Source organism: Microvirga flocculans ATCC BAA-817 (assembly GCF_000518665.1).
Classification (GTDB): Bacteria; Pseudomonadota; Alphaproteobacteria; order Rhizobiales; family Beijerinckiaceae; genus Microvirga; species Microvirga flocculans.
Genome location: NZ_JAEA01000002.1, coordinates 271,441 through 296,463 on the forward strand (window position 1 = coordinate 271,441; position 25,023 = coordinate 296,463).

General features: G+C 65.5%; 26 protein-coding genes and 1 pseudogene. 19 read left to right on the forward strand and 8 right to left on the reverse strand.

What is annotated here, in order from left to right; genetic code table 11:
* Positions 1-190: 190 nt before the first annotated feature.
* On the forward strand, positions 191-1,579 hold the full coding sequence (locus L879_RS0104435) for an FAD-binding oxidoreductase (protein ID WP_027315042.1): 1,389 nt from the start codon (positions 191-193) through the stop codon (positions 1,577-1,579).
* A gap of 8 nt (positions 1,580-1,587) precedes the next feature.
* Here the strand turns inward: L879_RS0104435 and L879_RS0104440 are convergent, their stop codons facing one another.
* Entirely contained in the window at positions 1,588-2,160 is a 573-nt protein-coding gene (locus L879_RS0104440; RefSeq protein WP_027315043.1) for a peroxidase-related enzyme, read from the reverse strand.
* A gap of 122 nt (positions 2,161-2,282) precedes the next feature.
* On the opposite strand from L879_RS0104440, the gene L879_RS0104445 reads away from it, so the two are divergent.
* Positions 2,283-3,083, forward strand: coding sequence for an enoyl-CoA hydratase (locus L879_RS0104445; protein ID WP_027315044.1), 801 nt, complete (start codon positions 2,283-2,285; stop codon positions 3,081-3,083).
* A gap of 12 nt (positions 3,084-3,095) precedes the next feature.
* Here the strand turns inward: L879_RS0104445 and L879_RS0104450 are convergent, their stop codons facing one another.
* From L879_RS0104450 to L879_RS0104460, 3 genes are all read right to left on the reverse strand, one after another.
* Entirely contained in the window at positions 3,096-4,736 is a 1,641-nt protein-coding gene (locus L879_RS0104450; RefSeq protein ID WP_027315045.1) for an acyl-CoA synthetase, read from the reverse strand.
* An 86-nt stretch (positions 4,737-4,822) separates the two neighbouring features.
* Positions 4,823-5,491, reverse strand: a complete 669-nt coding sequence (gene eda / locus L879_RS0104455; protein WP_035458653.1) for a bifunctional 4-hydroxy-2-oxoglutarate aldolase/2-dehydro-3-deoxy-phosphogluconate aldolase — start codon at positions 5,489-5,491, stop codon at positions 4,823-4,825.
* 37 nt (positions 5,492-5,528) lie between these two features.
* The gene (locus L879_RS0104460) at positions 5,529-6,395 is read right to left on the reverse strand and encodes a sugar kinase (RefSeq protein ID WP_438268092.1); all 867 of its coding nucleotides are present in this window, start codon (positions 6,393-6,395) and stop codon (positions 5,529-5,531) included.
* A gap of 462 nt (positions 6,396-6,857) precedes the next feature.
* Here L879_RS0104460 and L879_RS24570 point away from each other — a divergent pair, with 462 nt between their 5' ends.
* Together L879_RS24570 and L879_RS24575 are read left to right on the forward strand one after the other, a co-directional pair.
* Positions 6,858-7,337, forward strand: a complete 480-nt coding sequence (locus L879_RS24570; RefSeq protein ID WP_084020723.1) for an HU family DNA-binding protein — start codon at positions 6,858-6,860, stop codon at positions 7,335-7,337.
* A gap of 468 nt (positions 7,338-7,805) precedes the next feature.
* Positions 7,806-8,084, forward strand: a pseudogene (locus L879_RS24575) (extensin family protein); the annotation flags it as partial.
* 105 nt (positions 8,085-8,189) lie between these two features.
* Here the strand turns inward: L879_RS24575 and L879_RS24195 are convergent.
* Entirely contained in the window at positions 8,190-8,432 is a 243-nt protein-coding gene (locus L879_RS24195; protein WP_245265166.1) for a hypothetical protein, read from the reverse strand.
* Positions 8,433-8,723: 291 nt separating this feature from the next.
* On the opposite strand from L879_RS24195, the gene L879_RS20445 reads away from it, so the two are divergent.
* A complete protein-coding gene (locus tag L879_RS20445) occupies positions 8,724-9,551 on the forward strand; it encodes a DUF1194 domain-containing protein (RefSeq protein ID WP_035458654.1) in 828 nt (275 codons plus the stop codon).
* A 28-nt stretch (positions 9,552-9,579) separates the two neighbouring features.
* On the opposite strand, the gene L879_RS0104480 is transcribed toward L879_RS20445, so the two are convergent.
* Complete coding sequence (locus tag L879_RS0104480; protein ID WP_245265167.1) at positions 9,580-10,740, reverse strand: extracellular catalytic domain type 1 short-chain-length polyhydroxyalkanoate depolymerase; 1,161 nt, start codon at positions 10,738-10,740, stop codon at positions 9,580-9,582.
* 294 nt (positions 10,741-11,034) lie between these two features.
* On the opposite strand from L879_RS0104480, the gene L879_RS0104485 reads away from it, so the two are divergent.
* The 3 genes from L879_RS0104485 to L879_RS20450 are packed head-to-tail and all read left to right on the forward strand — an operon-like array spanning position 11,035 to position 12,068.
* Positions 11,035-11,271, forward strand: coding sequence for a hypothetical protein (locus L879_RS0104485; protein WP_035458750.1), 237 nt, complete (start codon positions 11,035-11,037; stop codon positions 11,269-11,271).
* A gap of 3 nt (positions 11,272-11,274) precedes the next feature.
* Positions 11,275-11,571, forward strand: a complete 297-nt coding sequence (locus L879_RS0104490) for a DUF883 C-terminal domain-containing protein (protein WP_027315051.1) — start codon at positions 11,275-11,277, stop codon at positions 11,569-11,571.
* A gap of 5 nt (positions 11,572-11,576) precedes the next feature.
* Entirely contained in the window at positions 11,577-12,068 is a 492-nt protein-coding gene (locus L879_RS20450; protein WP_035458655.1) for a hypothetical protein, read from the forward strand.
* Between the two features lie 67 nt (positions 12,069-12,135).
* Here the strand turns inward: L879_RS20450 and L879_RS0104500 are convergent, their stop codons facing one another.
* Positions 12,136-13,971, reverse strand: coding sequence for a DEAD/DEAH box helicase (locus L879_RS0104500; protein WP_027315052.1), 1,836 nt, complete (start codon positions 13,969-13,971; stop codon positions 12,136-12,138).
* Between the two features lie 54 nt (positions 13,972-14,025).
* Positions 14,026-14,343 carry a hypothetical protein gene (locus L879_RS0104505; protein WP_027315053.1) on the reverse strand — a complete coding sequence of 106 codons (318 nt, stop codon included), beginning with the start codon at positions 14,341-14,343 and terminating at the stop codon, positions 14,026-14,028.
* 161 nt (positions 14,344-14,504) lie between these two features.
* Between L879_RS0104505 and L879_RS0104510 the strand changes: the two genes are divergently transcribed.
* From L879_RS0104510 to L879_RS0104560, 11 genes are all read left to right on the forward strand, one after another.
* Entirely contained in the window at positions 14,505-15,380 is an 876-nt protein-coding gene (locus L879_RS0104510; protein ID WP_027315054.1) for a hypothetical protein, read from the forward strand.
* Positions 15,381-15,459: 79 nt separating this feature from the next.
* Complete coding sequence (locus L879_RS0104515) at positions 15,460-16,707, forward strand: extracellular solute-binding protein (RefSeq protein ID WP_027315055.1); 1,248 nt, start codon at positions 15,460-15,462, stop codon at positions 16,705-16,707.
* A 93-nt stretch (positions 16,708-16,800) separates the two neighbouring features.
* Complete coding sequence (locus L879_RS0104520) at positions 16,801-17,703, forward strand: carbohydrate ABC transporter permease (RefSeq protein WP_245265168.1); 903 nt, start codon at positions 16,801-16,803, stop codon at positions 17,701-17,703.
* Complete coding sequence (locus L879_RS0104525) at positions 17,700-18,554, forward strand: carbohydrate ABC transporter permease (RefSeq protein WP_027315057.1); 855 nt, start codon at positions 17,700-17,702, stop codon at positions 18,552-18,554. Before L879_RS0104520 ends, L879_RS0104525 begins: the two co-directional genes overlap by 4 nt.
* Before the next feature lie 12 nt (positions 18,555-18,566).
* Entirely contained in the window at positions 18,567-19,238 is a 672-nt protein-coding gene (locus L879_RS0104530) for an N-acetylmannosamine-6-phosphate 2-epimerase (protein ID WP_027315058.1), read from the forward strand.
* A gap of 79 nt (positions 19,239-19,317) precedes the next feature.
* A complete protein-coding gene (msrP, locus tag L879_RS0104535; protein ID WP_051435031.1) occupies positions 19,318-20,286 on the forward strand; it encodes a protein-methionine-sulfoxide reductase catalytic subunit MsrP in 969 nt (322 codons plus the stop codon).
* Entirely contained in the window at positions 20,286-20,930 is a 645-nt protein-coding gene (msrQ, locus tag L879_RS0104540) for a protein-methionine-sulfoxide reductase heme-binding subunit MsrQ (RefSeq protein ID WP_027315060.1), read from the forward strand. Before msrP ends, msrQ begins: the two co-directional genes overlap by 1 nt.
* Positions 20,931-20,992: 62 nt before the next feature.
* Positions 20,993-21,811: a molybdate ABC transporter substrate-binding protein gene (gene modA / locus L879_RS0104545; RefSeq protein ID WP_027315061.1), complete on the forward strand. Its 819-nt coding sequence runs from the start codon at positions 20,993-20,995 to the stop codon at positions 21,809-21,811.
* Positions 21,811-22,503 (forward strand): molybdate ABC transporter permease subunit, encoded by a 693-nt coding sequence (gene modB, locus L879_RS0104550; protein WP_027315062.1) that lies wholly within the window; start codon positions 21,811-21,813, stop codon positions 22,501-22,503. The genes modA and modB overlap by 1 nt, the downstream gene beginning before the upstream one ends.
* Positions 22,503-23,609, forward strand: a complete 1,107-nt coding sequence (modC, locus tag L879_RS0104555; protein WP_027315063.1) for a molybdenum ABC transporter ATP-binding protein — start codon at positions 22,503-22,505, stop codon at positions 23,607-23,609. Before modB ends, modC begins: the two co-directional genes overlap by 1 nt.
* A gap of 84 nt (positions 23,610-23,693) precedes the next feature.
* Positions 23,694-24,959, forward strand: coding sequence for an aminopeptidase (locus tag L879_RS0104560; protein WP_027315064.1), 1,266 nt, complete (start codon positions 23,694-23,696; stop codon positions 24,957-24,959).
* Positions 24,960-25,023 lie beyond the last annotated feature (64 nt).

Genomic DNA, 25,023 nt, shown 5'->3' on the forward strand with positions numbered 1-25,023 from the left:
TCCGGAAGGAAGATCCGCAGGCGTCGTGTACGGGGCGAGAAACGCCTTCATCGTCCGGTCGGCATCCGCCCCTTCCGGCTGCGGCATCGGGCTGCCTTGTCCGTCATGGACGCGGCATTGACGATCGTGCCTCGATCCGTCAGGAGCGGGGGGCACGAGCCATGAGCGTGCAGGCGACGAGAGGTTTGAGATGACCATGCGGACGGATGTGCAGCGGCGCTTGACGGACCTGCTCGGTCCGGCGGCGGTCATCGCGGAAGGGCCAGACCTCGCCCCCTACGCCGTGGACTGGCGCAAGCTCTTTCCGGGCCAGCCGGCCTGCGTCGTCCGCCCATCCTCGACCGAGCAGGTGGCCCGGATCGTGCAGATCTGCCGCGAGGCGAGGGCCGCCATCGTGCCGCAGGGCGGCAATACGGGGCTGGCCGGCGGGGCCGTGCCGGATGCCTCGGGCACGCAGGTGGTCCTGTCCCTTAACCGCATGGCGGCCATCCGCGACGTCGATCCCGTCGGCATGACCATCGAGGCGGAGGCCGGGTGCATTCTGAAAGTGGCGCAGGATGCCGCCGCGGATGCGGGACGCCTGCTGCCGATCAGCCTGGCGGCCGAGGGTTCCGCCACCATCGGCGGCGTGGTGGCCGCCAATGCGGGCGGCGTGAACGTGCTGCGCTACGGCATGACCCGCAACCTCGTGCTCGGGCTCGAAGTGGTTCTGCCCGACGGCAGCATCGCCCATGGCCTGCGCCGCCTGCGCAAGGACAATGCGGGCTATGACTGGAAGCAGCTCTTCATCGGCAGCGAGGGCACGCTCGGGATCGTGACGGCGGCGGTCCTCAGGCTCGTGCCGCGACCGAAGCATTCCGTGACCGCGCTGCTCTCCGTGACGGATCCGGCGGTGGCCCTGCGCCTCCTGGCGCTCGCCCAGGACGAATTGGGCGATCAGATCTCGGCCTTCGAGCTGATCTCCGCCACCTCCCTGCAGCTCGTTGCCAAGCATGCGGGCCTCAAGGCCCCGATCGCCGAAGGCGAGTGGTTCGTGCTGGTCGAGGCGGCGTCGAGCCTTCCTGGCCTACGGGAGGCCGCCGAGGCCATGCTGGGTTCGGCCTTCGAGCAGGAGATCGCGCTCGATGGCGTCATCGCCGAATCGGGGGCGCAGGCGGCCCAGCTCTGGGCTTTGCGCGAGCATGTGACGGAGTCGGAGGCCCGCGAGGGCAAGAGCGTGAAGCACGACGTCTCGGTGCCGCTCACGGAGGTTCCGCGCTTCCTGGACGAGGCGGGGAAGGCTCTCGCCGCCGGGGCTCCGGGAACGCGCGTCAATGCCTTCGGGCATCTCGGCGACGGCAACATCCATTACAACGTGCTCGTGGAGGCGGGCCACGACGCGGGCGTCGTGAACCGCATCGTGCACGATATCGTTGCAGCCTTCGGGGGCAGCATCTCGGCGGAGCACGGCATCGGGCAGTACCGCGTCGGCGAGCTCGCCCGCTACCGCGCTCCGGTCGAAATGGAACTCGCCCGCGCGATCAAGCGTGCGCTCGACCCCGACAACAGGCTCAATCCGGGCAAGGTGCTCCTGCCCTGAGATAGGACTCAGCTGCGGCCCAGCGTGTAGAACTCGTCGTTGGGCCGCATGCCGGTGACGTTCGCGAGCCTGTTCGACATGGCGAAGAAGGCGGCGATGGCGGCGATGTCCCAGACGTCTTCTTCCGTAAAGCCATGCGCGCCGAGCGCCGCGAAGTCGGCATCGCCGACGGCATAGGCTTCGAGAGCGACCTTCATGGCGAAGTCGAGCATCGCCTTCTGCCGGGGAGAAAGATCCGCCTTGCGGTAGTTGATGGCGACCTGATCGGCGATCAGCGGGTTCTTGGCCCGGATGCGCAGGATCGCGCCGTGGGCGATGACGCAGTACTGGCATTGATTGGCGTTGCTGGTGGCGACCACGATCATTTCGCGTTCGGCCTTGCTGAGATTGCTGGGCTTGTCCATCAGCGCGTCGTGATAGGCGAAGAAGGCCCTGAACTCGTCCGGCCTGCGCGCGAGAACCCAGAAGACGTTCGGCACGAAGCCGGATTTTTCCTGCACGGCCAGGATGCGCGCGCGGATATCCTCCGGCAGGTCGGCGAGCTCGGGAACGGGAAAGCGGCTGATCGGCGGCAGGCTCACGGGGCACCTCTCTTCCATGGCCCGCTCGGAAGGCGGCGTTCCTCACGGGGCTTCTTGCAAGTTCGAGCTTATTCGGGTTGGATTCCCGAGACAACGCACCGCCAGTCCGGGAGAGAATGCTCATGAGCGCCCAAGAGGCCCTTGCCGACGATCCCCTTTTGCTGCGCGATGAGCGGAACGGGGTCGTGACCCTGACCCTCAACCGGCCGTCCCGGTTCAATGCCCTGTCGGAGGAGATGCTGTCGGCGCTCCAGGCGGCGCTCGACGGGCTCAAGGAGGACCAGGCGGTGCGCTGCGTCGTTCTGGCCGCATCGGGCAAGGCGTTCTGCGCGGGGCACGACCTCAAGCAGATGCGCGCCCATCCGCGCCAGGATTACTACGAGGCCCTGTTCGCGCAATGCAGCCGGGTGATGCAGGCCATCGTCACCCTGCCCGTTCCCGTGATCGCGCGCGTGCAGGGCATGGCGACCGCTGCCGGATGCCAGCTGGTCGCCTCCTGCGATCTCGCGGTGGCCGCCCAGAGCGCGAGCTTTGCCGTATCGGGCATCAATGTGGGCCTCTTCTGCTCCACGCCGGCGGTAGCGCTTTCCCGCAACGTCGCGCCCAAGCGCGCATTCGACATGCTCGTCACTGGCCGCTTCATTTCCGCCGCCGAGGCGCTCTCCTTCGGTCTCGTCAACCGCGTCGCGCCGGATGCGGAGCTGGACAGGGCCGTCGATGCGCTGACCGCCGAGATCTGCGCGAAGAGCCCGGTCGCCATCCGCACGGGCAAGGCCATGTTCGGCCGCCAGCGCTCCATGAGCCTGGAGGAGGCCTATGCCTATGCGGGCCATGTGATGGCCTGCAACATGATGGCCGAGGATGCGGCCGAGGGCATCGACGCCTTCATCGAAAAGCGCAAGCCGGTGTGGAAGGGGCGTTGAAGCGCCCCGCATTCAGCCCGCAGCTTTCAGGGTCCGCGCCATTTCGCGCAGCTGGAACTTCTGGATCTTGCCCGTGGAGGTCTTCGGCAGCTCCGTGAAGATCACCGTGCGTGGGCACTTGTAGGAGGCGAGATTCTGACGGCACCAGGCGACGATGTCCTCGGCCGAAACGGATTGATCGGGCTTCAATTCCACGAAGGCGCACGGGGTTTCGCCCCATTTTTCGTCCGGCATCGCCACGACCGCCGCCGCCTGGATGGCGGGATGCTTGTAGAGCGCATCCTCGACTTCGATGGAGGAGATGTTCTCGCCGCCCGAGATGATGATGTCCTTCGAGCGGTCCTTGAGCTGCACATAGCCGTCCGGATATTTCACGCCGAGGTCGCCGGAATGGAACCAGCCGCCCTCGAAGGCCTTGGCCGTGCCCGCCGGGTTCTTGAGATAGCCCTTCATCACCACGTTGCCGCGGAACATCACCTCGCCGAGGGTCTGCCCATCCGCGGGAACGGGCTGCATGGTGACCGGGTCGAGCACATCGAGGGCTTCCAGAACCGGATAGCGCACGCCCTGCCGCGCCTTCTTCGCCGCATATTCGCCGGGAGCGAGCGCATCCCAGTCCTGATGCCATTCGTTCACGACCGCCGGGCCGTAGACTTCCGTCAGGCCGTAGAGATGCGTCACGTCGAAGCCCGCGGCCTTCATCGCCGCAAGCACCGCCTCCGGCGGCGGGGCCGCCGCCGTCATGAATTTGACCGTGTGGGGCAGGGGCCGCCTCTCGGATGCCGGCGCGTTGAGCAGCGCCGACATGACGATGGGCGCGCCGCACAGATGGGTCACCTTGTGGTCGGCGAGCGCGTCGTACATGGGCTTGGCGCGCACCGCCCGCAGGCACACATGGGTGCCCGCGACGAGGGAGAGCGACCAGGGAAAGCACCAGCCGTTGCAGTGAAACATGGGAAGCGTCCACAGATAGACAGGGTGCTGGCCCATGGCGGCGGTGAGGATGTTGCCCATGGCGAGCAGATAGGCGCCGCGATGGTGATAGACGACGCCCTTGGGATCGCCGGTGGTGCCGGATGTGTAGTTGAGGGCAATCGCATCCCATTCGTCCTGCGGCGGGCTCCAGACGAAATCCGGATCGCCCCCGTCGAGGAAGTCCTCGTATTCCAGGGCGCCGAGGCGTTCGCCCGCGCCGGTGAATTCGGGGTCGTCGTAGTCGATCACCAGGGGCTTGCGGGAACTCTGCGCGAGAGCCGCCTTGATGGTGGCTGAGAACTCCCGGTCCGTGATCAGCACCTTGGCTTCGCTGTGCTCCAGGGAGAAAGCGAGGATCTTGGCATCGAGGCGCGTGTTGAGGGTGTTGAGCACCGCGCCGGTCATGGGGACGCCGTAATGGCATTCGAGCATGGCCGGGGTGTTGGGCAGCATCACGGAGACCGTATCACCGCGTCCGATGCCGCGCTGGGCGAGGGCCGAGGCCAGGCGCCGCGCGCGGGCATAGAAATCGCGGTAGCTGCGCTTCAGCGGCCCATGGACGATCGCGATCCGATCCGGATGCACGCTGGCTGCGCGCTCCAGGAAGGCAAGGGGCGTCAACGGCTGGTAATTCGCCGGGTTCTTGTCGAGGTCGATATCATAGATCGTCGCGGCCACTGGCGTTCTCCCCTTTGGCCGGGAGTATTGCCGCAGGGGGACAGGCTGACAATTCGACCAAATGTCAGGCGCTGCGCGCAGGAGGCTCAGCCACCGCTTGCGGCCATGACGGCACGCTTCGCCTTTGCCGTGATCGCGTCCCAGGCCTGCGCGCGGATGTCGGAGGGCTGACAGACCCACGAACCGCCGACGGCCACGACATGGGGCAGGGCGAGCCACTCCCCGGCGTTCTTCTCGTCGATGCCGCCCGTCGGGCAGAAGCGCGCCTGCGGGAAGGGGCCCGCCAGCGCCTTCAAGGCCGGAATGCCCCCGGCCGGAACGGCGGGGAAGAACTTGACGGTGTGAAAGCCGTGCGCCAGCGCGGCCATGAGTTCGGAGGCCGTGGCGATGCCGGGGATGAACGGCATCTCGCTGCGTGAGGCTGCTGCGAGAAGATCCGGCGTGGCGCCGGGACTCAAGGCATAGCGCGCGCCCAGGGCTTGCGCCCGTTCCAGATCCTTAGGCGTGAGAACCGTGCCGATGCCGACGATGGCCTCGGGCACCTCGCCGATGATGGCGGCGGCGCAATCGGCGGCGGCCGGCGTCCGCAGCGTGATTTCCAAAAGCTTCAACCCGCCCGCCACGAGCGCCCGTGCGAGAGGAACGGCGTCTTCCACGCGCTCGAGGGTGATGACCGGAACGACCGGGCCGGAGCGGAGAAGGTCGGCGAGATTCCTGTCGCGGGTGCTGGAGAGAGCCGTCAGGTCTTGGGTCATGCAGAGGGTTCCTTGAACGGGCGATGGGGCGGAGAGCTTACGGCATGGCCTCGCGCGGAATGATCGCGCCGCGATAGCGGACGACCTGTCCCGCAAGGCGATGTCCCGCCCGGGCCGCTTCTTGCGGGTTTTCGCCTCGCAGGCGCGCATTCAGATAGGCGGCCGCGAAGCTGTCGCCTGCGGCCGTCGTATCGACGACGTCCTCGGCGGGCGTGCCCGGCACGACGGTTTCATCGCCTCTCATCAGCACGCGGCAGGTCAGGTCGGGATATTTCAGGACGATCTCGGCGCGGTCGGAGAAAGCCAGTACTTCCTCGATTCCCTTGCGGCCGAACAGCAGGTCGAGGTCTTCGGTCGAGGCGAGAACGATGTCGGCACAATCGAAGGCCTGGCGGAAGGCCATCCGCGCGACATCCGCATCGGGCCATCCCCTCGGACGGAAATTCGTGTCGAAGGCCACGCGCTTGCCCTTCGCGCGGGCATCGCGCAGGACGGGGAACAGGCGCTTCCTTCCGTGCTCTCCATAGAGCGACAAGGAGATGCCCGAGACATAGATCAGATCGTAGGCCGCGATGGCTTCGACGATGCTCCGGCCCTCCGGCGCCTCGAACAGCAGACGGGCCGCCGCCGTGTCGCGCCAGTAGGAAAACCGGCGCTCGCCCTTGGGATCCGTTTGAATGATGTAGAGGCCGGGCAGGCGCCCGTTCAGGCGCAGGACCTTGTCCGTGCCGACGCCTTCCGCCTTCCAGGCTGCGATCAGCTCGTCGCTCCAGGAATCGTCGCCGAGGGCGGTGACGTAGTCGACCTCGGTTCCGAGGCGGGCAAGATAAACGGCGGTATTGAGGGTATCGCCGCCGAAGCCGCGGGACAGACGGCCGTCGGCCTCTTCCCGAAGTTCGATCATGCATTCTCCGATGCAGGCGACCCTTGTCATGCTCTCACCGTGACGTTTCCTTCCCGGTAGGGAATATGGCGGATTTGTCTTGATTGTCGATCCGCCTATGGGGCGCATGGACTTTTCGATCGTTGAAAGGGACATCAGATCGCGCCTTGCTGTCCAGCCCCCCGATCGCGAGAGCCTCGAAGAAGCGGGCCTTGCCCACAGCCTCTCCGCCTACACGGAACGCGCGAGTGATTCTCCAGGCCGGTGCATGGCCCTGAGCTTCTCCGAAAGTCCAAGAACCGGGCATGCAATACGGCCGATGATGCGCTGTTCGGGCAGCATAGGACCGGGAGTTGACGAGAAACGGGCAAGTATCCCTGACTATTGTGCGTAAAACTAACTTTGCCACTTTAATTCTCGGGCAAAAGCGGTAAGGAGGATTTGCTGTCTTACCCATTCATCGTTCAAAACAAGGAGTTTCTGATGGCCAAGACTGCAACCAAGGTTTCCTCCAAGAAGGCCCCTGCCAAGAAGGCTGCGGCGCCGAAGGCTGCAGCAAAGAAGGTCGCCAAGGCCCCTGCCAAGGCCGCCAGCAAGGCTGCCGCGACCAAGGCTAAGACCGCGACGAAGACCGCAGCGAAGGCGCCTGCCAAGAAGGCTGCCAAGGCTTCCGCCTCTGCCGCTTCTCCGATCCTGACCCTGCGCCACATCGCGGAGAGCATCTCGCATCTGCACGAGCTGCCCAAGCGCCAGGCCAATGAGATGATGAACCACGTGATCGAGCTGATCACGAAGAGCCTCAAGAAGGGCGACAAGATCCGTCTGACGGGCCTCGGCATCCTGCAGGTGCGCAAGCGCGCCGCCCGCATGGGCCGCAACCCGCAGACCGGCGAGCCGGTCAAGATCAAGGCCTCGAAGAAGATCGCCTTCCGCGCGGCTAAGGATCTCAAGGACGCCATCTAAACTTTCGAAGAGGGTGGAACAGGCGCTGCCTTTCCTCCCATCTCGAACACACGGCAAGGGCGGGACAGTCATCTGTCCCGCCCTTTCTCTTTGGGATCGATTAAGTCTGGCGACTTCTTCGCCCGAGGAAGTCGGAGCGCCACCGAGGATGCGGCATCATGTGCAGGCGCCCATGACGGTCTTCGATCTGAATTGTCATCCGCCTTGTAAGGCAAAGCTTGGGCCTCTCGCGATGAGACTCGGCTCCGTGTCGTCCGGCGATGGAAACGACAAGCGTGATGAAAGAGGCGAGGATGCACGACGGTGTGCGCGCTGCCTCTGCGAGGCCCGAGATGCATCGGCAGCCTCGGTCCTTCCGCCTTCCGGTTTTGCGTTGCCGGATAGCCGTTAGTCGCGAGGTGCGCTTCAGACGCTTCCTGCGTGATTGAGCAGAGTCTGTTTCTTCCGCCGTGAACGGGATGGCGCTTAATGGCTCTTGGCTTCGAGCGGGATGCCCGCAGTCAGAGCGCGCGTCGGGCTGAGTGTCTTGCTGCGCATCGCTTTGACCTATCTTGCCGCCATATCGCTCATCGCTCGAGCGGAAGACGAAGCGGCCATGAAACCGGTCATGACGGCAACATTGCGGATGTCGTTCTTGCGGACGGGCGCCGTATCATGGCGAGAGAGGGCTGGACAGGGAGAACGCCGCCTGTCGGGTTGCCTCACACTTTAAGAGCCGGCGCGTGCGATTTCTTCGACGCCGCGCTCCGCCCCGACGCCACGGGGCTCATCGCGATCTTCCCATTCAACATGGGATCCCGCCCGCCCTGGCGGTCGGAAAAGAAAGGATCCGATCGTCTTTCGATGATCGGATCAGTTCACCGCGTAGCTGGGAGTATCGCCCATCTGGGCGGCCTTGGCGGCCAGCAGAAGAGCCTCGCCGAGCTCGCGGGCATGCTCCGGGGTCATGGCCACCGGCATCTGGCGCCGGATGCCCTGTTCGTATTCTTCAGGCGTCGTTGCGAGTTCGATCACCATCATTGCGTCGCGGCCATCGAGCGTGCCGACGGAGAAACTGGTGAGAGCGCCGATCAGGTCCATATCAGGTTTCATCATTCTGCCCCTTGCGTAGCGTAATAAATCAATACCGCGACTCCCCAACCCTTGTCTGCTCTGCGTATAGAGAGTGGATTTTGTTACGTTTTTCGGCGCGCCTGGAGGCCGTCTCCGCGGGCCGGTTCACGGCCCGCCGGTCCAGGTTTCCTTCCCCATTCCGCAGGCCTTGGAACCCAGGAGCGCCGTCGGCGCGTTTTAAAACCATTCCCGTGCATCGAATGCCCGCCTGATGTCGACGAGCGGCGGTTCTGACGGAGATCGGCAAAACGAGAGCCGGGAGCGGAGGTGGTCATGGCGAACAGGCTCCTGAGTATTCTCGCGTTTCTCCTTCTGGTCGGCGATGCAATGGCCGGCTCTCTCCCCGATCCAGACAAGCAGCTCGATATCGCTCTCATCCTCGCGGTCGACGTCTCGTCCTCCATGGAGAGCGATGAACAGGGGCTCCAGCGCGAGGGCTTCATCGAGGCCTTCCGCTCCTCCCTCGTGCACGAGGCGATAGCGAGCGGGCTCAATGGGCGCATCGCCGTCACCTATGTCGAATGGTCGGGCGTGAAGGATCAGAGAGTGCTCGTCCCCTGGACCGTCATCGACAGCCCTGCGAAAGCGACAGCCTTCGCCAATCAGCTCACGTATCAGCCCATCCGTCAGGCGGGCATGACGTCGATATCGAGCATGATCGACTACAGCCACAAGCTCTTCGACGAACTGCAAGACGCCTCCGTCCGGCGCGTGATCGACATATCCGGCGACGGTCCGAACAACGATGGCCGCTCTGTCACCGCCGCGCGCGATGAGGCGGTTGCAGGAGGCGTCGTCATCAACGGGCTTCCGATCATGTTCGATCGCGGCGCCAACACGGACCAGGAAGATCTCGACCAGTACTACAGGGAATGCGTCATCGGCGGTCCGGGCTCCTTCGTGCTGCCGCTTCATGACCCGGAGCAGTTCGCCATGATCATCCGCACGAAGATCATGCGGGAGATTGCAGGCCTCGGCGAGAAGCGCGACAGCCTTCGCCCGCTCGTGGTTCCAGCGCAGGCGAGCGGGCCGAGCATGAACTGCGTGACGGGCGAGAAACGCAAGGAGGAGGATCTGCAACGCCAGGAGAAGAAACCGTAAGGCAGCGTGTGAAGCCTCCCGCGTTTGCTCATCGCATGAGACCGGCCGCTCTCAGGGCCTTGGCGATGGTTTCTCCGATATCCGACCGGTGGGATGTCGGTTTTTCACTTCCCGTCTGCGCGGTCTCAAGCGGTTGCTGGCGTGTCTCGACTGTGGGCGGATGGGACATTGCCTCCGCCGCGTTCTGCGGTGACGCCTGCAACTCGGGGCCTTCCGTCAATCCCCAGAACCTTGCGATCTGAAAGCTCGAGGGAATACCGACATCGAGCAGGAAGGGGCCGGCCGCTCCATAGCTGTTCTCATCGTTGCCGATGGCCAGCGGCGTGCCGTGCGCCATGCCGGTGATGATGTATTCCTCGATGATTTCGGCGCCCGACGCATCGGTCCAGACCCGGCGCGGATAGCCGTTGACGGTTTCGCTGTAGGCCGGCTCGGGCGTTACGCCGTGCACATCCGTCCATTGCTTGATGATCTCGCCTGCATTCATCGGCTTCACCGTGGCATCGGCGCTGCCGTGCCAGACGGAGACCTTCGGCCACGGACCGCGATGGGGCGAGGCGCTGCGGACGAGATCGCCCCATTCCTGCGCCGGTCGGGTCCTGCCCTGGAACATGCATTCGAACGCTTCCGGAACGCTCGTGGCGCAGCGATAGGGAAGGCCCGCGACGATGGCGCCGCTGGCGAAGACCTCGGGGTAGGTGGCCAGCATGGTCGATGTCATCGCACCGCCGGCCGAGAGGCCGGTCACGAAGACGCGGCTGCGGTCGGCCCCGTGTTGCCGGAGCGCATGTTCGACCATTTCCACGATCGAAGCGGCTTCGCCCCGATGACGCTCGGTATCGCCGATGCGGAACCAGTTGAAGCAGCGTTTCGGATTGTTGGCCTCCTGCTGCTCCGCATAGAGCAGGATAAAGCCGTAGCGGTCGGCCAGGTCCGACCAGCCCGCGCCATGATCGTATCCTGCCGCCGTCTGGGTGCAGCCATGCAGGACGACCACGAGCGCAGGCGAAGGGGCCAGCGTTTCGGGCACATAGGTCAGCATGCGCAGATCGCCGGGGTTGGAGCCGAAGCCTGTCACTTCCGTCAGACGGCTGGGAACATCCGGCGTCTGCAGCGAGGCCGTCATGGCGCCCGTCGCCTTCATCGCGGTTTCCCACTGGCGCCGATAGCGCGCCAATTGATGAATCATCTGTCCTAAGCGTTGCATTATGACTGGGCCCTTCCGGGTAAGAAATTCACCTGACGATAACCCCCATATGGGGGCTGAGTTGCAATGCACAATATTTTTTACTGCACCGCAGCAATTCAGGTTTCTAGGCCTTGGAAGGGGATTCCGGAAGGGCGTGACCGAGGGGCAGTGGTGCGCAATCCACCGGGGAAACAGGCCCTCCCTTGACCAGGATCAATGCCGGGGCACAAGATATTCCTAAGGTCAGCGCCATCCTGACCGATGGGCGGCGCCATCCTGCCGAGGAGCACGATCATGCCGGACTTCACCAAGCTCGTGGACGATCTCAAGCGCACCCGCGACGAGATCAAGCTCAAGATCCATCTGGGCTCCAAGGACGTGCAGGACGAGTGGGCCGAACTCGAGAAGCACTGGACGTCCTTCGAGAGCCGGGCGGAACTCGACAAGAGCGCCCGGGACGTGAGCGACGCGGTGAAGATCCTCGGCTCCGAACTCAAGGACGCGTTCAACCGCATCCGGCGGGCCCTTTAGATCATGGCGCGCGCGACGGGCCTTCACGAGGAGCTCGACATCCTGCGGGCGGAACTCGGCAGGACGGATGCCAAGGGGCGTTCGTCCCGCGCCGAGCCGGCATCGCCGAAAGACGAGGCTCAGGGTGCGCCGGCGGCGGATGCCGCAGCCGATCTCGAAGAGCAGTTCGGCGAACTGGGAAAGATCCTGTCCGAGCATACGGGCGGTGTCGATGATTTCGTCAAAGAGCACCCGCTCGTGTCCGTGCTCGCCGCCTTTGCGCTGGGTATCGCGGTCGGGCGGCTGATGGGGAGAAGCTGAAGGCCATGATGGACAATCTCGTCCGCAACCTGCGCGTCCTGTGGCGCGCCGAGTCGATCATCGCGGATATCCGCTTCCGGCAGATGCTCACGCGCTCCACCTTGAGAGGCGTGGCGGCTCTCCTCGGGGTCTTCGCCTTTCTCATGGGCAATCTTGCCCTGTTCTTCGCCCTGGAGCAGGCCTGGGGGGCCATCTGGGCCGCCGCGCTGATCGGGGCGGGGAACCTCCTCATCGCGATCCTCCTGCTCGTCGTGGCGGAGCGGTCGAAGCCTGGGCGCGAGATGGAGCTTGCCCTCGAGGTGCGCAATTCCGCCCTGCAGGCGCTGGAGACCGATGCCCAGGCCCTTCAGCAGCAGCTGACCGAGTTCCGGGACGAGGTGCGCGGCGTGCGTGAGGCGGTCGTCGGCTTCGTCCGCCATCCGCTCGATACCGTTCTGCCCGGCATGCTCGTGCCGCTGGCCGGTGCCGTCATCAAAGGGCTGAAGAAGTCGGAGTGATCCGAAACGGATTCAAACGTCATGAAAGAAAGGCCGGGACATGGGGATGTCCCGGCCTTTTGTTCGATCAGGAATGCTTTTCCGCGGAGCGCTTCTTGTCCTTCGGGCGCTTGCGATCCTTCGGGCCTTTGGCGTCCTTCGCCTCTTTTCGCGGAGGATAGGCGTCCCGTGCCTTGGGCGCGTGGCTGGGCCCGTGGCCCTTGGGCTTTCCGCCCCAGGGCTTGGCGTCGCGCGGCTTGCCCGGCCCCGCATCCGCCGGTTCGATGCGGATGTCCTCGTCGTTGGCCTTGCGCACGGCGGCGGCGAATTTCGGCGCATGGGACCGGACGATCTCGAACTTGGTCTCCCTGTCGAAGATCTTGATCGAGCCGATCTCCTTCTTCGTCACGTGACCCAGGCGGCAGATGATCGGCAGGAGCCAGCGCGGATCGGCGTTGTTGCGCCGCCCGACGCTCATGCGGAACCACACCATGTCCTCCGAGGGCCGCTCGAAGCCTTCTTCCGACCGGCTCCCGCTCCGCTCCTTGAAGCCGCGCAGGCGCTCCTCGCTCCGCTCGCGCTTGTCCTTGCGCTGGCGCGGTCCGCGCTCGTCGGCGGTGTCGACGATCTCTTCCGGCGCCGGAAGGCGGGAGCGGAAGAAACGGGCCAGGGCCGCGGCGATCTCCTCAGCGGAGCGCTCGGCGATGAGCGCGCGGGCCATGGCGAGGTCTTCCTCCGTCGTCTCCTCGGAGAAGATCGGATCCTGCATCAGCCGCTCCCGGTCCCGCAGGCGGATCTCGTCGGCGGAGGGCGCCCCGGCCCATGCCGCCTCGATGCCCGCCATGTCGATCAGCCTCTCGGCCTTGCGGCGGCGCGTATAGGGCACCAGCATCACGCACACGCCCTTGCGCCCGGCGCGGCCCGTGCGGCCGCTGCGGTGCAGGAGCGTTTCATGATCGTTCGGCAGATCGGCATGGATGACGAGGCCGAGATCGGGCAGGTCGATGCCGCGGGCCGCCACGTCGGTGGCCACGCAGACGCGCGCGCGTCCGTCGCGCAGGGATTGCAGGGCGTTGCTGCGCTCGTTCTGGGTCAGCTCTCCCGAGAGGGCGACCGCCGCGAAGCCGCGCTCGATCAGGCTCGCATGCAGATGGCGCACCGCCTCGCGCGTATGGCAGAACACCATCGCGCCGCGGCTCTCGTAGAAGCGCAGCACGTTGACGGCCGCATGCTCGATCTCATTGGGCGCGCAGCGGATGGCCCGGTATTCGATGTCGCCGTGCGGCTCGTTCTCCACCAGGGTATCGATGCGATGGGCCTCGCGCTGGTAGCGGCGCGCCAGGGTGACGATGTTCTTCGGCAGGGTCGCGGAGAACAGCAGCGTGCGGCGCTCCTCCGGCGTGGCGTCGAGGATGAACTCGAGGTCCTCGCGGAAGCCGAGGTCGAGCATCTCGTCGGCCTCGTCGAGAACGGCGATGCGCAGCTTCGACATGTCGAGGCGGCCGCGCTCCAGGTGATCGCGCAGGCGACCCGGCGTGCCGACCACGATATGGCAGCCCTCGGCGAGGGCCCGCTGCTCGCGGCGCACGTCCATGCCGCCGACGCAGGAGACGACCCGGGCCCCGGCGGGGCCGTAGAGCCAGACCAGTTCCCGGTTGACCTGGAGAGCAAGTTCGCGGGTCGGGGCGATGATCAGGGCCAGAGGCTCGCCGGGAGCGCCGAAGCGCTCGGCATCGCCCAGCAGGGTGGAGGCCATGGCCAGGCCGTAGGCGACGGTCTTGCCCGAGCCGGTCTGGGCGGAGACGAGAAGGTCCCGGTCGAGGGCGTCCGGCTGCAGCACCGCGGCCTGGACGGGGGTGGGGTCGTTGTAGCCCCGATCGGCAAGGGCGCGCTCGAGGCTGGGATTGGTCTTGGGAAAAGGCATGGATTGAGGCTGAACCGTTTCAAAAGGAGCCCTCAGGGGCTCCGGTAAGAGTCATCAGCCGGAGGCAGCGGCGTCGTCAATTTCGTCGATGGACACCAGGAACACGACATCGATATCGAGGCCGTCGTCATAGTCTTCGTCGTTGTCGTCGACCTCGTCCTCTTCGTCCAGGGCCTCATAGAAGGCATCGATCTCGTCTTCCGATGCGGGCCGTGTCGTCAAGGCAGCTGAGCCGTCCCAAAGGGAACGGCCCTCACTCTTAAACGACTTCAGGTCATCTTTAAAGCTCTCGCTGAGAAAGAGTTCGAGGGCCTGCCCCTCCTCCGCGTTCGTCACGGCAACCGCCTTGCCGGCTATCTCCAAGGTGACCATGGTTCATCCTTCGCCGATACGGGTGGGTACGAGAGAGTAACGCCCAGGCCATCAATTCGATCAAAACGATCCCCGGCAAGCCTTTCAGGCCCCGAGAACCATGTGAAAAGCCTTTAAGACCAGTATAGACATGAAACGACCAATATGAGACCAGTTAAGCCGTGAACGTCACTGGCCCCACTGCTTCGTTCCGGTCTCTCGACCGGCTTTCCCTGACAGGCTCCCGCATCAACGAGGACGGGATCGGCTTGCAGGGCCGCTTGGCCTGGGTGATAGACGGAGCCACCGGCCTTTCCGACGAGCAGCTGACCTCGGGCGGCAGTGACGCCGCGTGGCTTGCGGGCGTGGTCGGCGGCCGGTTGGCGGCCCTGGCCGCAGGGGAGGGCGCTCAGACCGTCTTGAGCCGCCTGGAGCGCGATATCCGGGCAGCCTTCGCGGAAGAGACAGCGCATGCCTCGCCCATCGGCGACCATCACGCGCCGTCCGCCTGCCTCGGGCTGATCGAGGCTGCGGCAGCGGAGGGCGGGCTCCTCCGCATCCAGGGCCGGTTCCTGGGCGATGTGGTCGCCCTCGTGCCGTCGGAGCGCGGCATCGTGCGCTGGAGCGACGAACGGGCGAAGCCCTTCGAGCGCAAGACCCTCGCCGCTCTCGGCTCCCATGGGCACGAGCCGGGCCGCATTCCGGAGGCGGTCAGGCGGCAGATTCTGGAAAACCGCACCAGGCTCAACCGGCCGGACGGCTACTGGGTGGTGAATCCGCTTCGCCCCTGGGCGGGGCATGAGCTGACCTTCGAGGCGCAGGTGAAGCCGGGCGAGCCCATCGTGCTCGCCACCGACGGTTTCATGCGGCTCGTCGACGTGTTCTCGGCTCATACGGACAGCGCTCTCCATGCGCAGCTTGCGGCTGGGCGGGGCAGGGAATTGATGCAGGAATTGCGGGAAAGGGAGCGCAGCGACCTCATGGCGGGCGCGTATCCACGTGTTAAAACCCATGACGACGCGACCTTTCTCGTGATCGCAGCCGAGATGCAGGGCTGAAGGAATTCCGCAGGGCACGGTCGAGAGGCCGGGGCCTGCGGTGGGAGGACAAGGACTTCAACCAATGAGGGAATTGAGAATGAAACTGACCCGACGCATTCTGATGGGCGCTGCTGCCGGCAGCCTCCTGTTCTCAGGCACCGCCGCCATGGCCCAGACCGAACTCACGTTCTGGAGCTGGCGTCAGGAGGATCGCACCTTCTATCAGGACATCATCAAGAAGTTCCAGGCGAAGGAGCCCGGGATCACGGTGAAGTTCGAGACCTATGCGCCCGAGAACTATCAGACGATTCTCTCCACGGCGCTCGCGGCGGGGCGCGGTCCCGACGTGATTCAGGTGCGCGCCTACGGCAACCTGGAGACGATTGCGACGCCCGGCTACCTGCTCGCCCTCGACAAGCAGAACGTGCCGGAACTGGCGAACTTCCCCGAGGCGGCCCTGGCCGCCGAGACGCTGCGCGCCGACGGCAAGGTCTATGCCGTTCCCTTCGCCATGCAGGCGCAGCTCGTGGTCTACAACAAGAAGATCTTCAAGGATAACGGCGTGAACCCGCCGAAGACCTGGGACGAGCTGATGACGCTCGCCCAGACCCTGAAGTCCAAGAACGTCACGCCCTTCGCGAACGGAACGGCGACGGCGTGGCAGAACGAGACCATCGTCGGCGGCCTGCTTTCGTCCATGCTCGGCAAGGATTTCGAGAGCGACATCGTCTCCGGCAAGGCGAACTTCACCGATCCGCGCTTCGTCAATGCGCTCGCCAAGCTGAAGGACGTCAGCCAGTATTTCTCGCCGAACTTCACGGGCGTCGATTATCCGTCGTCGCAGCAGCTCTTCGTGGCGGGCCGCGCGGCCATGTTCGCGGGCGGCTCCTATGAGGTGGCGAACTTCAAGAACCAGAACCCGACGCTCGACCTCGGCGTGTTCCCGGCTCCCGTCCTCAAGGCGGGTGATCAGGCGCTGATCGCCACCTATTACGACGGCGGCTATGCGGTGAATGCGAAGGGCGACAAGAAGGACGCCGCGCTCAAGTTCGTGCGCTTCCTGGCGACGCCGGAATACGGCACCGCCTTCACCAACACCCTGAAGAACCTCTCGCCGATCAAGGGCATCAAGATCGAGGATCCGATCACGCAGGATGTGGCGAAGCTCGCCGAGAACTCCATGTCCTACCTGATGCTCGTGCGCTTCCGCTATCAGGAGCCGAGCGGCTCCGTGCTGCTGCAGTCGAACGTGCAGAAGATGCTCGCCGGCCAGCAGACCCCCGAGCAGGCCGCGGCCGAGATCAACAAGGGCATCGCGACCTACTACAAGCCGTTCCAGAAATAAGCGTTTGGCACAAGGGCGGCGGGCTTTCGCGTCCGCCGCCTTTCCCCTGAGAGCAGCCTTTCCATGCATGTCCCGCACCGACAGCCCCAATCGATGAAGCGCCGGTTATGGGTGGCGTTCCTCGTCGTTCCGCCCATCGTCTTCATGTCGCTGTTCGTGGTCTATCCGATCCTCTCTGCCTTCGCCTATGCCTTCTATGACTGGCAGGGCCTGGCGCGCGGCGAGTTCGTGGGGCTGAAGAACTTCAGGGAAGTGCTGTTCGGCGCCACCATGGCGCCGGTGGTGTGGAATGCCTTCCTGCACAACGTCTATGCGCTCGTGGCGCTGATGATCGTCCAGAACGGCGGCGGGTTCCTCCTCGCCTGGCTCCTCTACAAGGAGCCCTTCGGCTTCCGCTTCCACCGGGTCGCGGTGTTCGTGCCGGTGGTGCTCTCGACGATCATCGTGGGCTTCCTCTGGAAGCTCTTCCTCAATCCGAATTTCGGCATCGTGAACCAGGCGCTCTATTCCCTGGGCCTCGATGCCCTGGCGAAGCCCTGGCTCGGGGATTCCGCGACGGCGCTCGGCGCGCTCATCCTCGCCAATGCCTGGCACTTCGTCGGCTTCCCGACCCTCGTCTATCTCGCGGGCATGCAGCGCATCCCGTCCGAGATCATCGAGGCGGCGCGGCTCGACGGCACCACCGAATGGCAGCTGTTGAAGAACATCGTGTGGCCGCTCGTGGCGCCGAGCACCACGATTCTCTTCACGCTGCTCTTCATCGGTGCGTTCAACTGGTTCGAGATTCCTTACGTGATGGTCGGGCTCGACGGCTCGCCCTTCGGCTCCACGGACGTGCTGGGCCTCGTCTTCTACCGCACGGCCTTCGGCAACCAGAGCGCCAGCATCCAGAACTTCGGATTGGGCTCGGCCCTCGCCACGCTCCTCTTCCTCTTCATCGTCGTCTTCGCGTCCATGCTGACCCTGTGGCTGCGCCGTCGGGAGATCCAGTTTTGACCGCCATCGCCTCCGATACATCGGCCGCGCGCCGGCCGATTTCCTTCGCCTTCCTCGCGCAGGTCATCCTGATCGCGAATTCCTTCATCATGCTCTATCCGGTCGTGGTGATGGTTCTCTCGGCCTTCAAGACCACGGGCGAGATCTTCGAGCATCCCTTCGCGCTGCCCGACTTCACGCAAGTCCAGAACTTCGCCAAGGTTCTCGGTGAGACCGCGATGCCGACCTATTTCATCAACTCGCTCCTGGTGACGGGCATGTCGGTCCTGCTGATCCTCGTGCTCGGCACCATGGCGGGCTATGCGGTGGCGCGTTACGAGTCGCGCACGAACACCTTCATCCTCCTGTTCTTCCTGGCCGGGCTGATGCTGCCGTTGAAGCTCGCGGTCATCCCGCTCTTCATCCTGCTGCGCGATCTCGGTCTGCTCGACAGCCGCTGGAGCCTCATCGTCACCTATACCGCCATCGGCCTTCCCTCCGCGGTCTTCATCATGGCGGGCTTCCTGCGCACACTGCCCTCCGAACTCGAGGACGCGGCGCGCATCGACGGCGCGTCGGAGCCGCGCATCATGTGGTCGGTGATGCTGCCGCTGGCGCGGCCGCCCATGGCGATCGCGGCGATCCAGAACGCGGTGCCGATCTGGAATGACTTCTTCTTCCCGCTTGTCTTCATTCAGACCGACTCGCGCAAGACCCTGCCGCAGGGCCTGACATCCTTCATGGGCGAATACACCACCGATTGGGGCATGCTCTTTGCTGGCCTCACCATCGCGGCCGCGCCCATCACGCTTCTCTACATCGCTCTCTCGCGCCAGTTCATTCAGGGCATGACGGCCGGAGCGGTGAAGTAGGAGAGGCCCGGCATGCTGATCCCCAAGGGCGCCCTCGTCGTCTCCTGCCAGGCCCGCGCCGACAACCCGCTTCACGGGCCGGTTCACATGGCCGCCATGGCCCGCGCCGCCGAAGCCGGGGGCGCCCTGGGCCTTCGCGCCAACGGGGCGGAGGACGTGGCCGCGATCCGCGCCGTCACGGCGCTGCCGATCATCGGGATCGCCAAGGTCTGGGACGAGCGCTTTCCGGTCTACATCACGCCGGGTTTCGCGCAGGCCGCCGGGATCGCCGCGGCGGGCGCCGACATCGTCGGGCTCGATGCCACGCCTCGCCCCCGCGACGGGGAGCCGGTGGAGCGCCTGATCGGTCGCATCCGGTCCGAGCTCGGCAAGGAGGTCTTCGCCGACATCGCCACCCTCGACGAGGGCCGGGCCGCTCACGCTCATGGGGCGACCTATGTCGCCACCACGCTCTCCGGCTATACGGAGGAGACGGCCTCCCGCAAAACGAAGGGACCCGATCTCGAGCTTCTCTCTGCCCTCGTGGCCGCGGTTGCCGCCCCCATCGTCGCGGAGGGACGTTTCGACACGCCCGAGCTCGTGGCGGAGGCCTTCCGGCGTGGAGCCCATGCGGTCGTGGTGGGCACGGCGATCACGAATCCGCGCGAGATCACCCGGAAATTCGTCCAGGCCACGAAATCTTGATCCGGTCTAATCCATTGCGGGGCCGTCTGTAACGGAAACGTGAGGCCACCTCTGGCGTTCTCGGGTGTACCCATCCACAATGGGTTTCAAACGAGGTGATGCCGTGCTGATCCGCCGTCCGTCCGATATCGCGCCTTCCGAGATCACGCCTCGGGAGGTCTATCTCAACCGCCGCCAATGGATGGCCGGCGCCGCCGGGCTGGCCCTGGCGGGAGCGCTGCCGTTTCGCCTGGAGGCCGCGCCTCTGACGGCGGCCAAGAGCGCCTTCTCGACGGACGAGAAGCCGACGAGCCGCGAGGACGTCACGAGCTACAACAACTTCTACGAGTTCGGCACCGGCAAGGACGATCCGGCCGCCAGGGCCAAGTCCCTCAAGACCTCTCCCTGGACCGTCAAGGTCGACGGTCTGGTGGGCAAGCCGGCCGAATTCGGCATCGAGGACCTCATCAAGTCCTCGGCGCTCGAGGAGCGCATCTACCGCATGCGCTGCGTCGAGGGGTGGTCCATGGTCATTCCCTGGGTCGGCTTTCCGATGGCGGATCTCGTTAAACGCGTCGAGCCCCTGGGCAGTGCGAAATATGTGGCCTTCGAAACCGCTTACCGGCCCGAGGAGATGCCGGGCGTGCAATCCGTGTTTCCGGTGCTCGACTGGCCTTACGTGGAGGGCCTGCGGCTCGACGAGGCCATGCACCCGCTCACCATCCTGGCCGTCGGCCTCTATGGCGAAACGCTGCCGAACCAGAACGGCGCGCCCATCCGCCTCGTCGTGCCGTGGAAATACGGCTTCAAGGGCATCAAGTCGATCACCCGCATCAGCTTCGTCGAGAAGCAGCCGGAGACCTCCTGGAACAAGCAGGCGCCTGACGAATACGGCTTCTACGCCAACGTGAACCCGAATGTGGACCATCCGCGCTGGAGCCAGGCGACGGAGCGCCGGATCGGGGAGGGCGGCCTGTTCGTGAAGCGCCGCCCGACGCTTCCGTTCAACGGCTATGCCGACCAGGTGGCGAGCCTCTATGCCGGCATGGATCTGCGAAAGTTCTATTGATGACGGGAAAAGCCTCCGCGCCCGGCGCGGGCAAGGGCCTCGCCCTGCCGCAGGTGCCGAAGATCGCCGTTTATCTCGTCGGGTTCATCCCGGCCGTGTGGCTGTTCTCCGCCGGCATCATGGATCGCCTCGGCGCCGATCCCATGCGGGTCCTGGAGCAGGAGCTGGGCGAATGGGCGCTGCGCTTCCTGGTCGCAACGCTCGCCATCACGCCCTTGCGGCAGCTCTTCAACATCAATCTGCTGCGCTACCGAAGGGCCATCGGGTTGCTGTCCTTCTATTATGCCGCCCTGCATCTCACCACCTATCTCGTGCTCGACCAGGGGCTCGACCTCGCGGCCATCGCGGCCGATATCGTCAAGCGGCCCTATATCACCATCGGCATGGCCACCTTCGCGATCCTCGTCCCCCTGGCCGTGACCTCCAACAATGCCTCCATCCGGCGGATGGGCGGTCAGGCCTGGGCGCGGCTGCATCGCCTCGTCTATGCGGCGGCCATCGGCGCGGTGCTTCATTACATCCTCGTGGTGAAGTCCTGGCCGCCGGAGCCCCTGGTCTATGCGGCCATCGTCGCGTTGCTTCTCGGCTACAGGCTGGTCCGTTCCATGGTGAAGAAAGCCGCTCCCCGGCGGCGCCCCGCTTGAAGATGGGCCTTGCTCGGTTAGGATGCTCCCGGGCGGCTTGACCGATCCCCGGAGGGCAGATCATGCATGAGGCGCGTTTCGCATGGGGAGCGCTCACCCGAAGGCTCGCGCTGGGGCTTTTCTGCGCGAGCCTCGCGCTGCCGCCGGGCGCGGCCTTGGCCCAGACCCGGGACGTCGTGGTCTTCGCCGCCGCCAGCCTGAAGAACGCCCTGGACGAAGCCGGCGCGGCCTGGATGCGCGAGACCGGCAAGCGCGTCGTGGTGTCCTACGCGGCCAGCAGCGCCCTCGCAAAGCAGATCGAGGCGGGCGCGCCGGCCGATCTCTTCTTTTCCGCCGATCTCGACTGGATGGAGTACGCAGCGTCGAAGGGGCTCATCAAGCCGGAGAGCCGCGTCAGCCTTCTCGGCAACGCCCTCGTGCTCGTCGCGCCGAAAGAAGCCCCGGTGCAGGTCGCGCTGAAGCCCGGTGTCGATCTCGCCTCTATTCTCGGCGGCAACCGTCTCGCCATGGGGCATGTGGATGCGGTGCCTGCCGGAAAATATGGCAAGGCTGCGCTGGAGCATCTCGGCGCATGGGCGGGCGTGAAGGACAAGGTCGCGCAGGCGGACAACGTGCGCGCCGCGCTTCTTCTCGTGTCCCGCGGCGAGGCAGCCCTCGGGATCGTCTACAAGACGGATGCGGTCTCCGATCCGAATGTGGCCGCCGTCGCGACTTTTCCCGAGGAAAGCCATCCGCCCATCGTCTACCCGGTGGCGCTGACGAAGGATTCGGCCAATCCAGACGCCGCGCTTTTCCTGGGCTTCCTGCGCTCCGACAAGGCCAGGCCCTTCTTCGAGAAGCAGGGATTTACCGCCTTGAGCAAGGCGAGCACGGGTTCGTGATGGAGGGACTTTCCCCCGAGGAATGGACAGCCGTCCGCCTCAGCCTGAAAGTCGCTTCCGTCGCGATGGCGGCAAGCCTCGCTCCGGGGATCGCCATCGCCTTCCTGCTCGAGCGCGGGCGTTTCTGGGGCAGGCAGGCGCTCGACGTTCTCGTGCATCTTCCCCTCGTGCTGCCGCCCGTCGTCGTGGGCTGGTTCCTGCTCATCGGGTTCGGGCGGCGCGGTCCCATCGGCGCTTTTCTCGCAGAGCATTTCGGCATCGTGTTCTCGTTCCGCTGGACAGGCGCGGCGCTCGCCTGCGCCATCATGGGGTTCCCGCTTCTGGTGCGCGCCATCCGCCTCTCCATCGCCGCCGTCGACCGCAAGCTCGAGGATGCCGCCGGGACGCTCGGCGCGAATCCCACATGGGTTTTCGCGGTCGTGACGCTGCCGCTGATCGTTCCCGGAATCATCGCGGGAATGGTTCTCTCCTTCGCCAAGGCGATGGGCGAGTTCGGCGCCACGATCACCTTCGTCTCCAACATTCCCGGCGAGACGCAGACGATCCCCACCGCCATCTACGCCTACACGCAGGTGCCGGGAGGCGAGGGCGGCGCGCTGCGGCTGACGCTGGTGTCCATCGCCATCTCCATCCTTGCGCTCTGGCTTTCCGAATGGCTGGCGCGACGGGCGCGCCGACGGATTCACGGCTGATGATCCTCGACGTCGATATCCGGCACGAGCAGGGGGCGTTTTCCCTGCAGACGCGCTTCCGGTCCGACGGAAAGCTCACGGCGCTTTTCGGCCCGTCCGGCTCCGGCAAGACCACGCTGGTGAACGCCATCGGCGGTCTGGTGCGGCCCGATCATGGACGCATCGTCGTGAAGGAGCGTGTGCTTGTGGATACGAAGGCTGACGTCTTCGTCCCCAAGCACAGGCGGCGGATCGGTTACGTCTTTCAGGAAGCACGCCTCTTTCCGCACCTGAACGTGCGCCAGAACCTGCTCTTCGGCCGCTTCTTCACGCCGCGGCGGGAGCGCAGGGCCAGCTTCGATCATGTGGTGGGGCTTCTCGGCATCGGCCATCTGCTCGCGCGGCGGCCTTCGACGCTCTCGGGAGGCGAGAGGCAGCGGGTCGCCATCGGGCGGGCCCTGCTCGCCGATCCCCAGCTTCTGCTGATGGACGAGCCGCTGGCCTCCCTTGACGAGGCGCGCAAGGCCGAGATCTACCCTTACATCGAGCGCCTGCGCGACGAGGGCGGCGTGCCCATCGTTCTCGTGAGTCATTCCGTCGCCGAGATCGCGCGCCTTGCGACATCCATCGTGGTTCTGTCCGAGGGACGGGTGGCCGCCTCGGGACCGGCGGCGGAGATCCTGCGGCACACGAGCCTCTTCGCGCAGACGGGCCTCGCGGAGGCAGGCGCGCTGATCGAGGCGAAGGTGCTGCGGCACGAGGATGCCTTCGGGTTGACGGTACTCCAGGCGGGGGCCGGGCTGCTGACGGTGCCGCGGCTGGAGCGTCCCGCCGGAACGAGGCTGCGCGTGCGCCTGCGCGCCCGCGATATCATACTCTCCCTGCGCAAGCCCGAGGGCCTGAGCGCACTGAACGTGCTGCCGGGCGTGATTTCCTCCATCGAGGACGCGGAAGGGGCGAGCATGGATGTGCAGCTCGATTGCGGCGGCGACCGGCTCGTGGCCCGCGTCACCCGCAAATCGGTGGCGGAGCTTGGCCTGACGCCGGGTCTTCCCATCCACGCCATCATCAAGAGCATCGCCTTCGACCCGGAGGCCGTCGCCGATACCCGGCCCGGAACGATGTGAGTTTCCAACCTGCGCGCTTGCGCCGGCGGCGCAGCGGTGTAGCCTCTGCGGCCATCTTTGACGCGTTTCGAGAGACCCAGGATCATGAACGAACAAGTCCGGAATCCGGCCGAGGCCGCAACCCATGCCCAGCTTCTCGACCGTCTGGCCGAAGTCGCCGTGAGGGTCGGGCTGGGGCTGAAGCCCGGACAGGAGCTGGTCATGACCGCGCCGGTCGAGGCCATCGCTCTGGCGCGGCGCATCACGGAGCACGCCTATAGGGCTGGCGCTTCCCTCGTCACCACGCTCTTCTCGGACGAGGAGAGCACCCTCATGCGCTACCGGAGCGCCCGTGACGAGAGTTTCGATGCGGCTCCGGCCTGGCTCTACGAGGGCATGGCGGCGGCCTTCAAGGCCGGCGCGGCGCGGCTTGCCATCGTCGGCGAGGATCCGGCGCTGCTCGCCAAGGAGGATCCCGAGAAGGTCTCCCGCGCCAATCGCGCCCGCTCCAAGGCCTATATGCCAGCCCTCAACATGATCGCGGGGTTCGAGATCAACTGGACCATCGTTTCCGCCGCCACGCCCGCCTGGGCGAAGGCCGTGTTCCCCGACGATCCGGAGGAGGTCGCCCTCGCCAAGCTGTGGCAGGCGATCTTCTCGTCCTCCCGCGTCGATACGCCCGACCCGGTCGCCGCCTGGGAGGCGCACAATGCGTCCCTGCAGGCGCGCACCCGCATGCTCAACGGGAAGAATTATGCCGCGCTGCATTTCCGCGGCCCCGGCACGGACCTGCGCGTCGGGCTTGCGGACGGGCATGAATGGAACGGGGGCTCTGCCAAGGCGAAGAACGGCGTCGTCTGCAACGCCAACATTCCGACCGAGGAGGTCTTCACCACGCCGCACAAGGACCGGGTGGAGGGCACGGTGAGCAGCACCAAGCCGCTCTCCTACAACGGCACGTTGATCCAGGACATCCAGGTGCGGTTCGAGGGCGGGCGCATCGTGGAAAGCCGGGCGCGCACGGGCGAGACCGTGCTGAACAAGGTTCTCGACACGGACGAGGGCGCACGCCGCCTCGGCGAAGTGGCCCTGGTGCCGCATTCCTCGCCGATCTCGCGGAGCGGCCTTCTCTTCTTCAACACCCTGTTCGACGAGAACGCCTCCAGCCACATCGCGCTCGGCCAGGCCTACAGCAAGTGCATCCGCGGCGGTGGGGCCATGAGCGAGGAGGAGCTTGCCGCCCGCGGTTCCAACAAGAGCCTCATCCATATCGACTGGATGATCGGGTCCGACCGGATCGACGTGGACGGCATTACCCAGGACGGGACGGCCGAGCCGCTCATGCGGGGCGGGGAATGGGTGACGAAGTAACGTGACGCTTGCGCTTTGGCGCAAAACCGGCTCGATGATGAGGGAGATTTCCCGCTCGGGAAAA

What these genes read in the sequence shown, in the direction of transcription:
- L879_RS0104435 (WP_027315042.1), top strand. Translation starts at nt 191, where the DNA reads ATGACCATGCGGACGGATGTGCAGCGGCGCTTGACGGACCTGCTCGGT.
- L879_RS0104445 (WP_027315044.1), top strand. Translation starts at nt 2,283, where the DNA reads ATGAGCGCCCAAGAGGCCCTTGCCGACGATCCCCTTTTGCTGCGCGAT.
- eda (WP_035458653.1), bottom strand. Translation starts at nt 5,491, where the DNA reads ATGACCCAAGACCTGACGGCTCTCTCCAGCACCCGCGACAGGAATCTC.
- L879_RS0104460 (WP_438268092.1), bottom strand. Translation starts at nt 6,395, where the DNA reads ATGATCGAACTTCGGGAAGAGGCCGACGGCCGTCTGTCCCGCGGCTTC.
- L879_RS24570 (WP_084020723.1), top strand. Translation starts at nt 6,858, where the DNA reads ATGGCCAAGACTGCAACCAAGGTTTCCTCCAAGAAGGCCCCTGCCAAG.
- L879_RS24195 (WP_245265166.1), bottom strand. Translation starts at nt 8,432, where the DNA reads ATGATGAAACCTGATATGGACCTGATCGGCGCTCTCACCAGTTTCTCC.
- L879_RS20445 (WP_035458654.1), top strand. Translation starts at nt 8,724, where the DNA reads ATGGCGAACAGGCTCCTGAGTATTCTCGCGTTTCTCCTTCTGGTCGGC.
- L879_RS0104480 (WP_245265167.1), bottom strand. Translation starts at nt 10,740, where the DNA reads ATGATTCATCAATTGGCGCGCTATCGGCGCCAGTGGGAAACCGCGATG.
- L879_RS0104485 (WP_035458750.1), top strand. Translation starts at nt 11,035, where the DNA reads ATGCCGGACTTCACCAAGCTCGTGGACGATCTCAAGCGCACCCGCGAC.
- L879_RS0104490 (WP_027315051.1), top strand. Translation starts at nt 11,275, where the DNA reads ATGGCGCGCGCGACGGGCCTTCACGAGGAGCTCGACATCCTGCGGGCG.
- L879_RS20450 (WP_035458655.1), top strand. Translation starts at nt 11,577, where the DNA reads ATGATGGACAATCTCGTCCGCAACCTGCGCGTCCTGTGGCGCGCCGAG.
- L879_RS0104500 (WP_027315052.1), bottom strand. Translation starts at nt 13,971, where the DNA reads ATGCCTTTTCCCAAGACCAATCCCAGCCTCGAGCGCGCCCTTGCCGAT.
- L879_RS0104505 (WP_027315053.1), bottom strand. Translation starts at nt 14,343, where the DNA reads ATGGTCACCTTGGAGATAGCCGGCAAGGCGGTTGCCGTGACGAACGCG.
- L879_RS0104515 (WP_027315055.1), top strand. Translation starts at nt 15,460, where the DNA reads ATGAAACTGACCCGACGCATTCTGATGGGCGCTGCTGCCGGCAGCCTC.
- L879_RS0104520 (WP_245265168.1), top strand. Translation starts at nt 16,801, where the DNA reads ATGAAGCGCCGGTTATGGGTGGCGTTCCTCGTCGTTCCGCCCATCGTC.
- L879_RS0104530 (WP_027315058.1), top strand. Translation starts at nt 18,567, where the DNA reads ATGCTGATCCCCAAGGGCGCCCTCGTCGTCTCCTGCCAGGCCCGCGCC.
- msrP (WP_051435031.1), top strand. Translation starts at nt 19,318, where the DNA reads ATGGGTTTCAAACGAGGTGATGCCGTGCTGATCCGCCGTCCGTCCGAT.
- msrQ (WP_027315060.1), top strand. Translation starts at nt 20,286, where the DNA reads ATGACGGGAAAAGCCTCCGCGCCCGGCGCGGGCAAGGGCCTCGCCCTG.
- modA (WP_027315061.1), top strand. Translation starts at nt 20,993, where the DNA reads ATGCATGAGGCGCGTTTCGCATGGGGAGCGCTCACCCGAAGGCTCGCG.
- modB (WP_027315062.1), top strand. Translation starts at nt 21,811, where the DNA reads ATGGAGGGACTTTCCCCCGAGGAATGGACAGCCGTCCGCCTCAGCCTG.
- modC (WP_027315063.1), top strand. Translation starts at nt 22,503, where the DNA reads ATGATCCTCGACGTCGATATCCGGCACGAGCAGGGGGCGTTTTCCCTG.
- L879_RS0104560 (WP_027315064.1), top strand. Translation starts at nt 23,694, where the DNA reads ATGAACGAACAAGTCCGGAATCCGGCCGAGGCCGCAACCCATGCCCAG.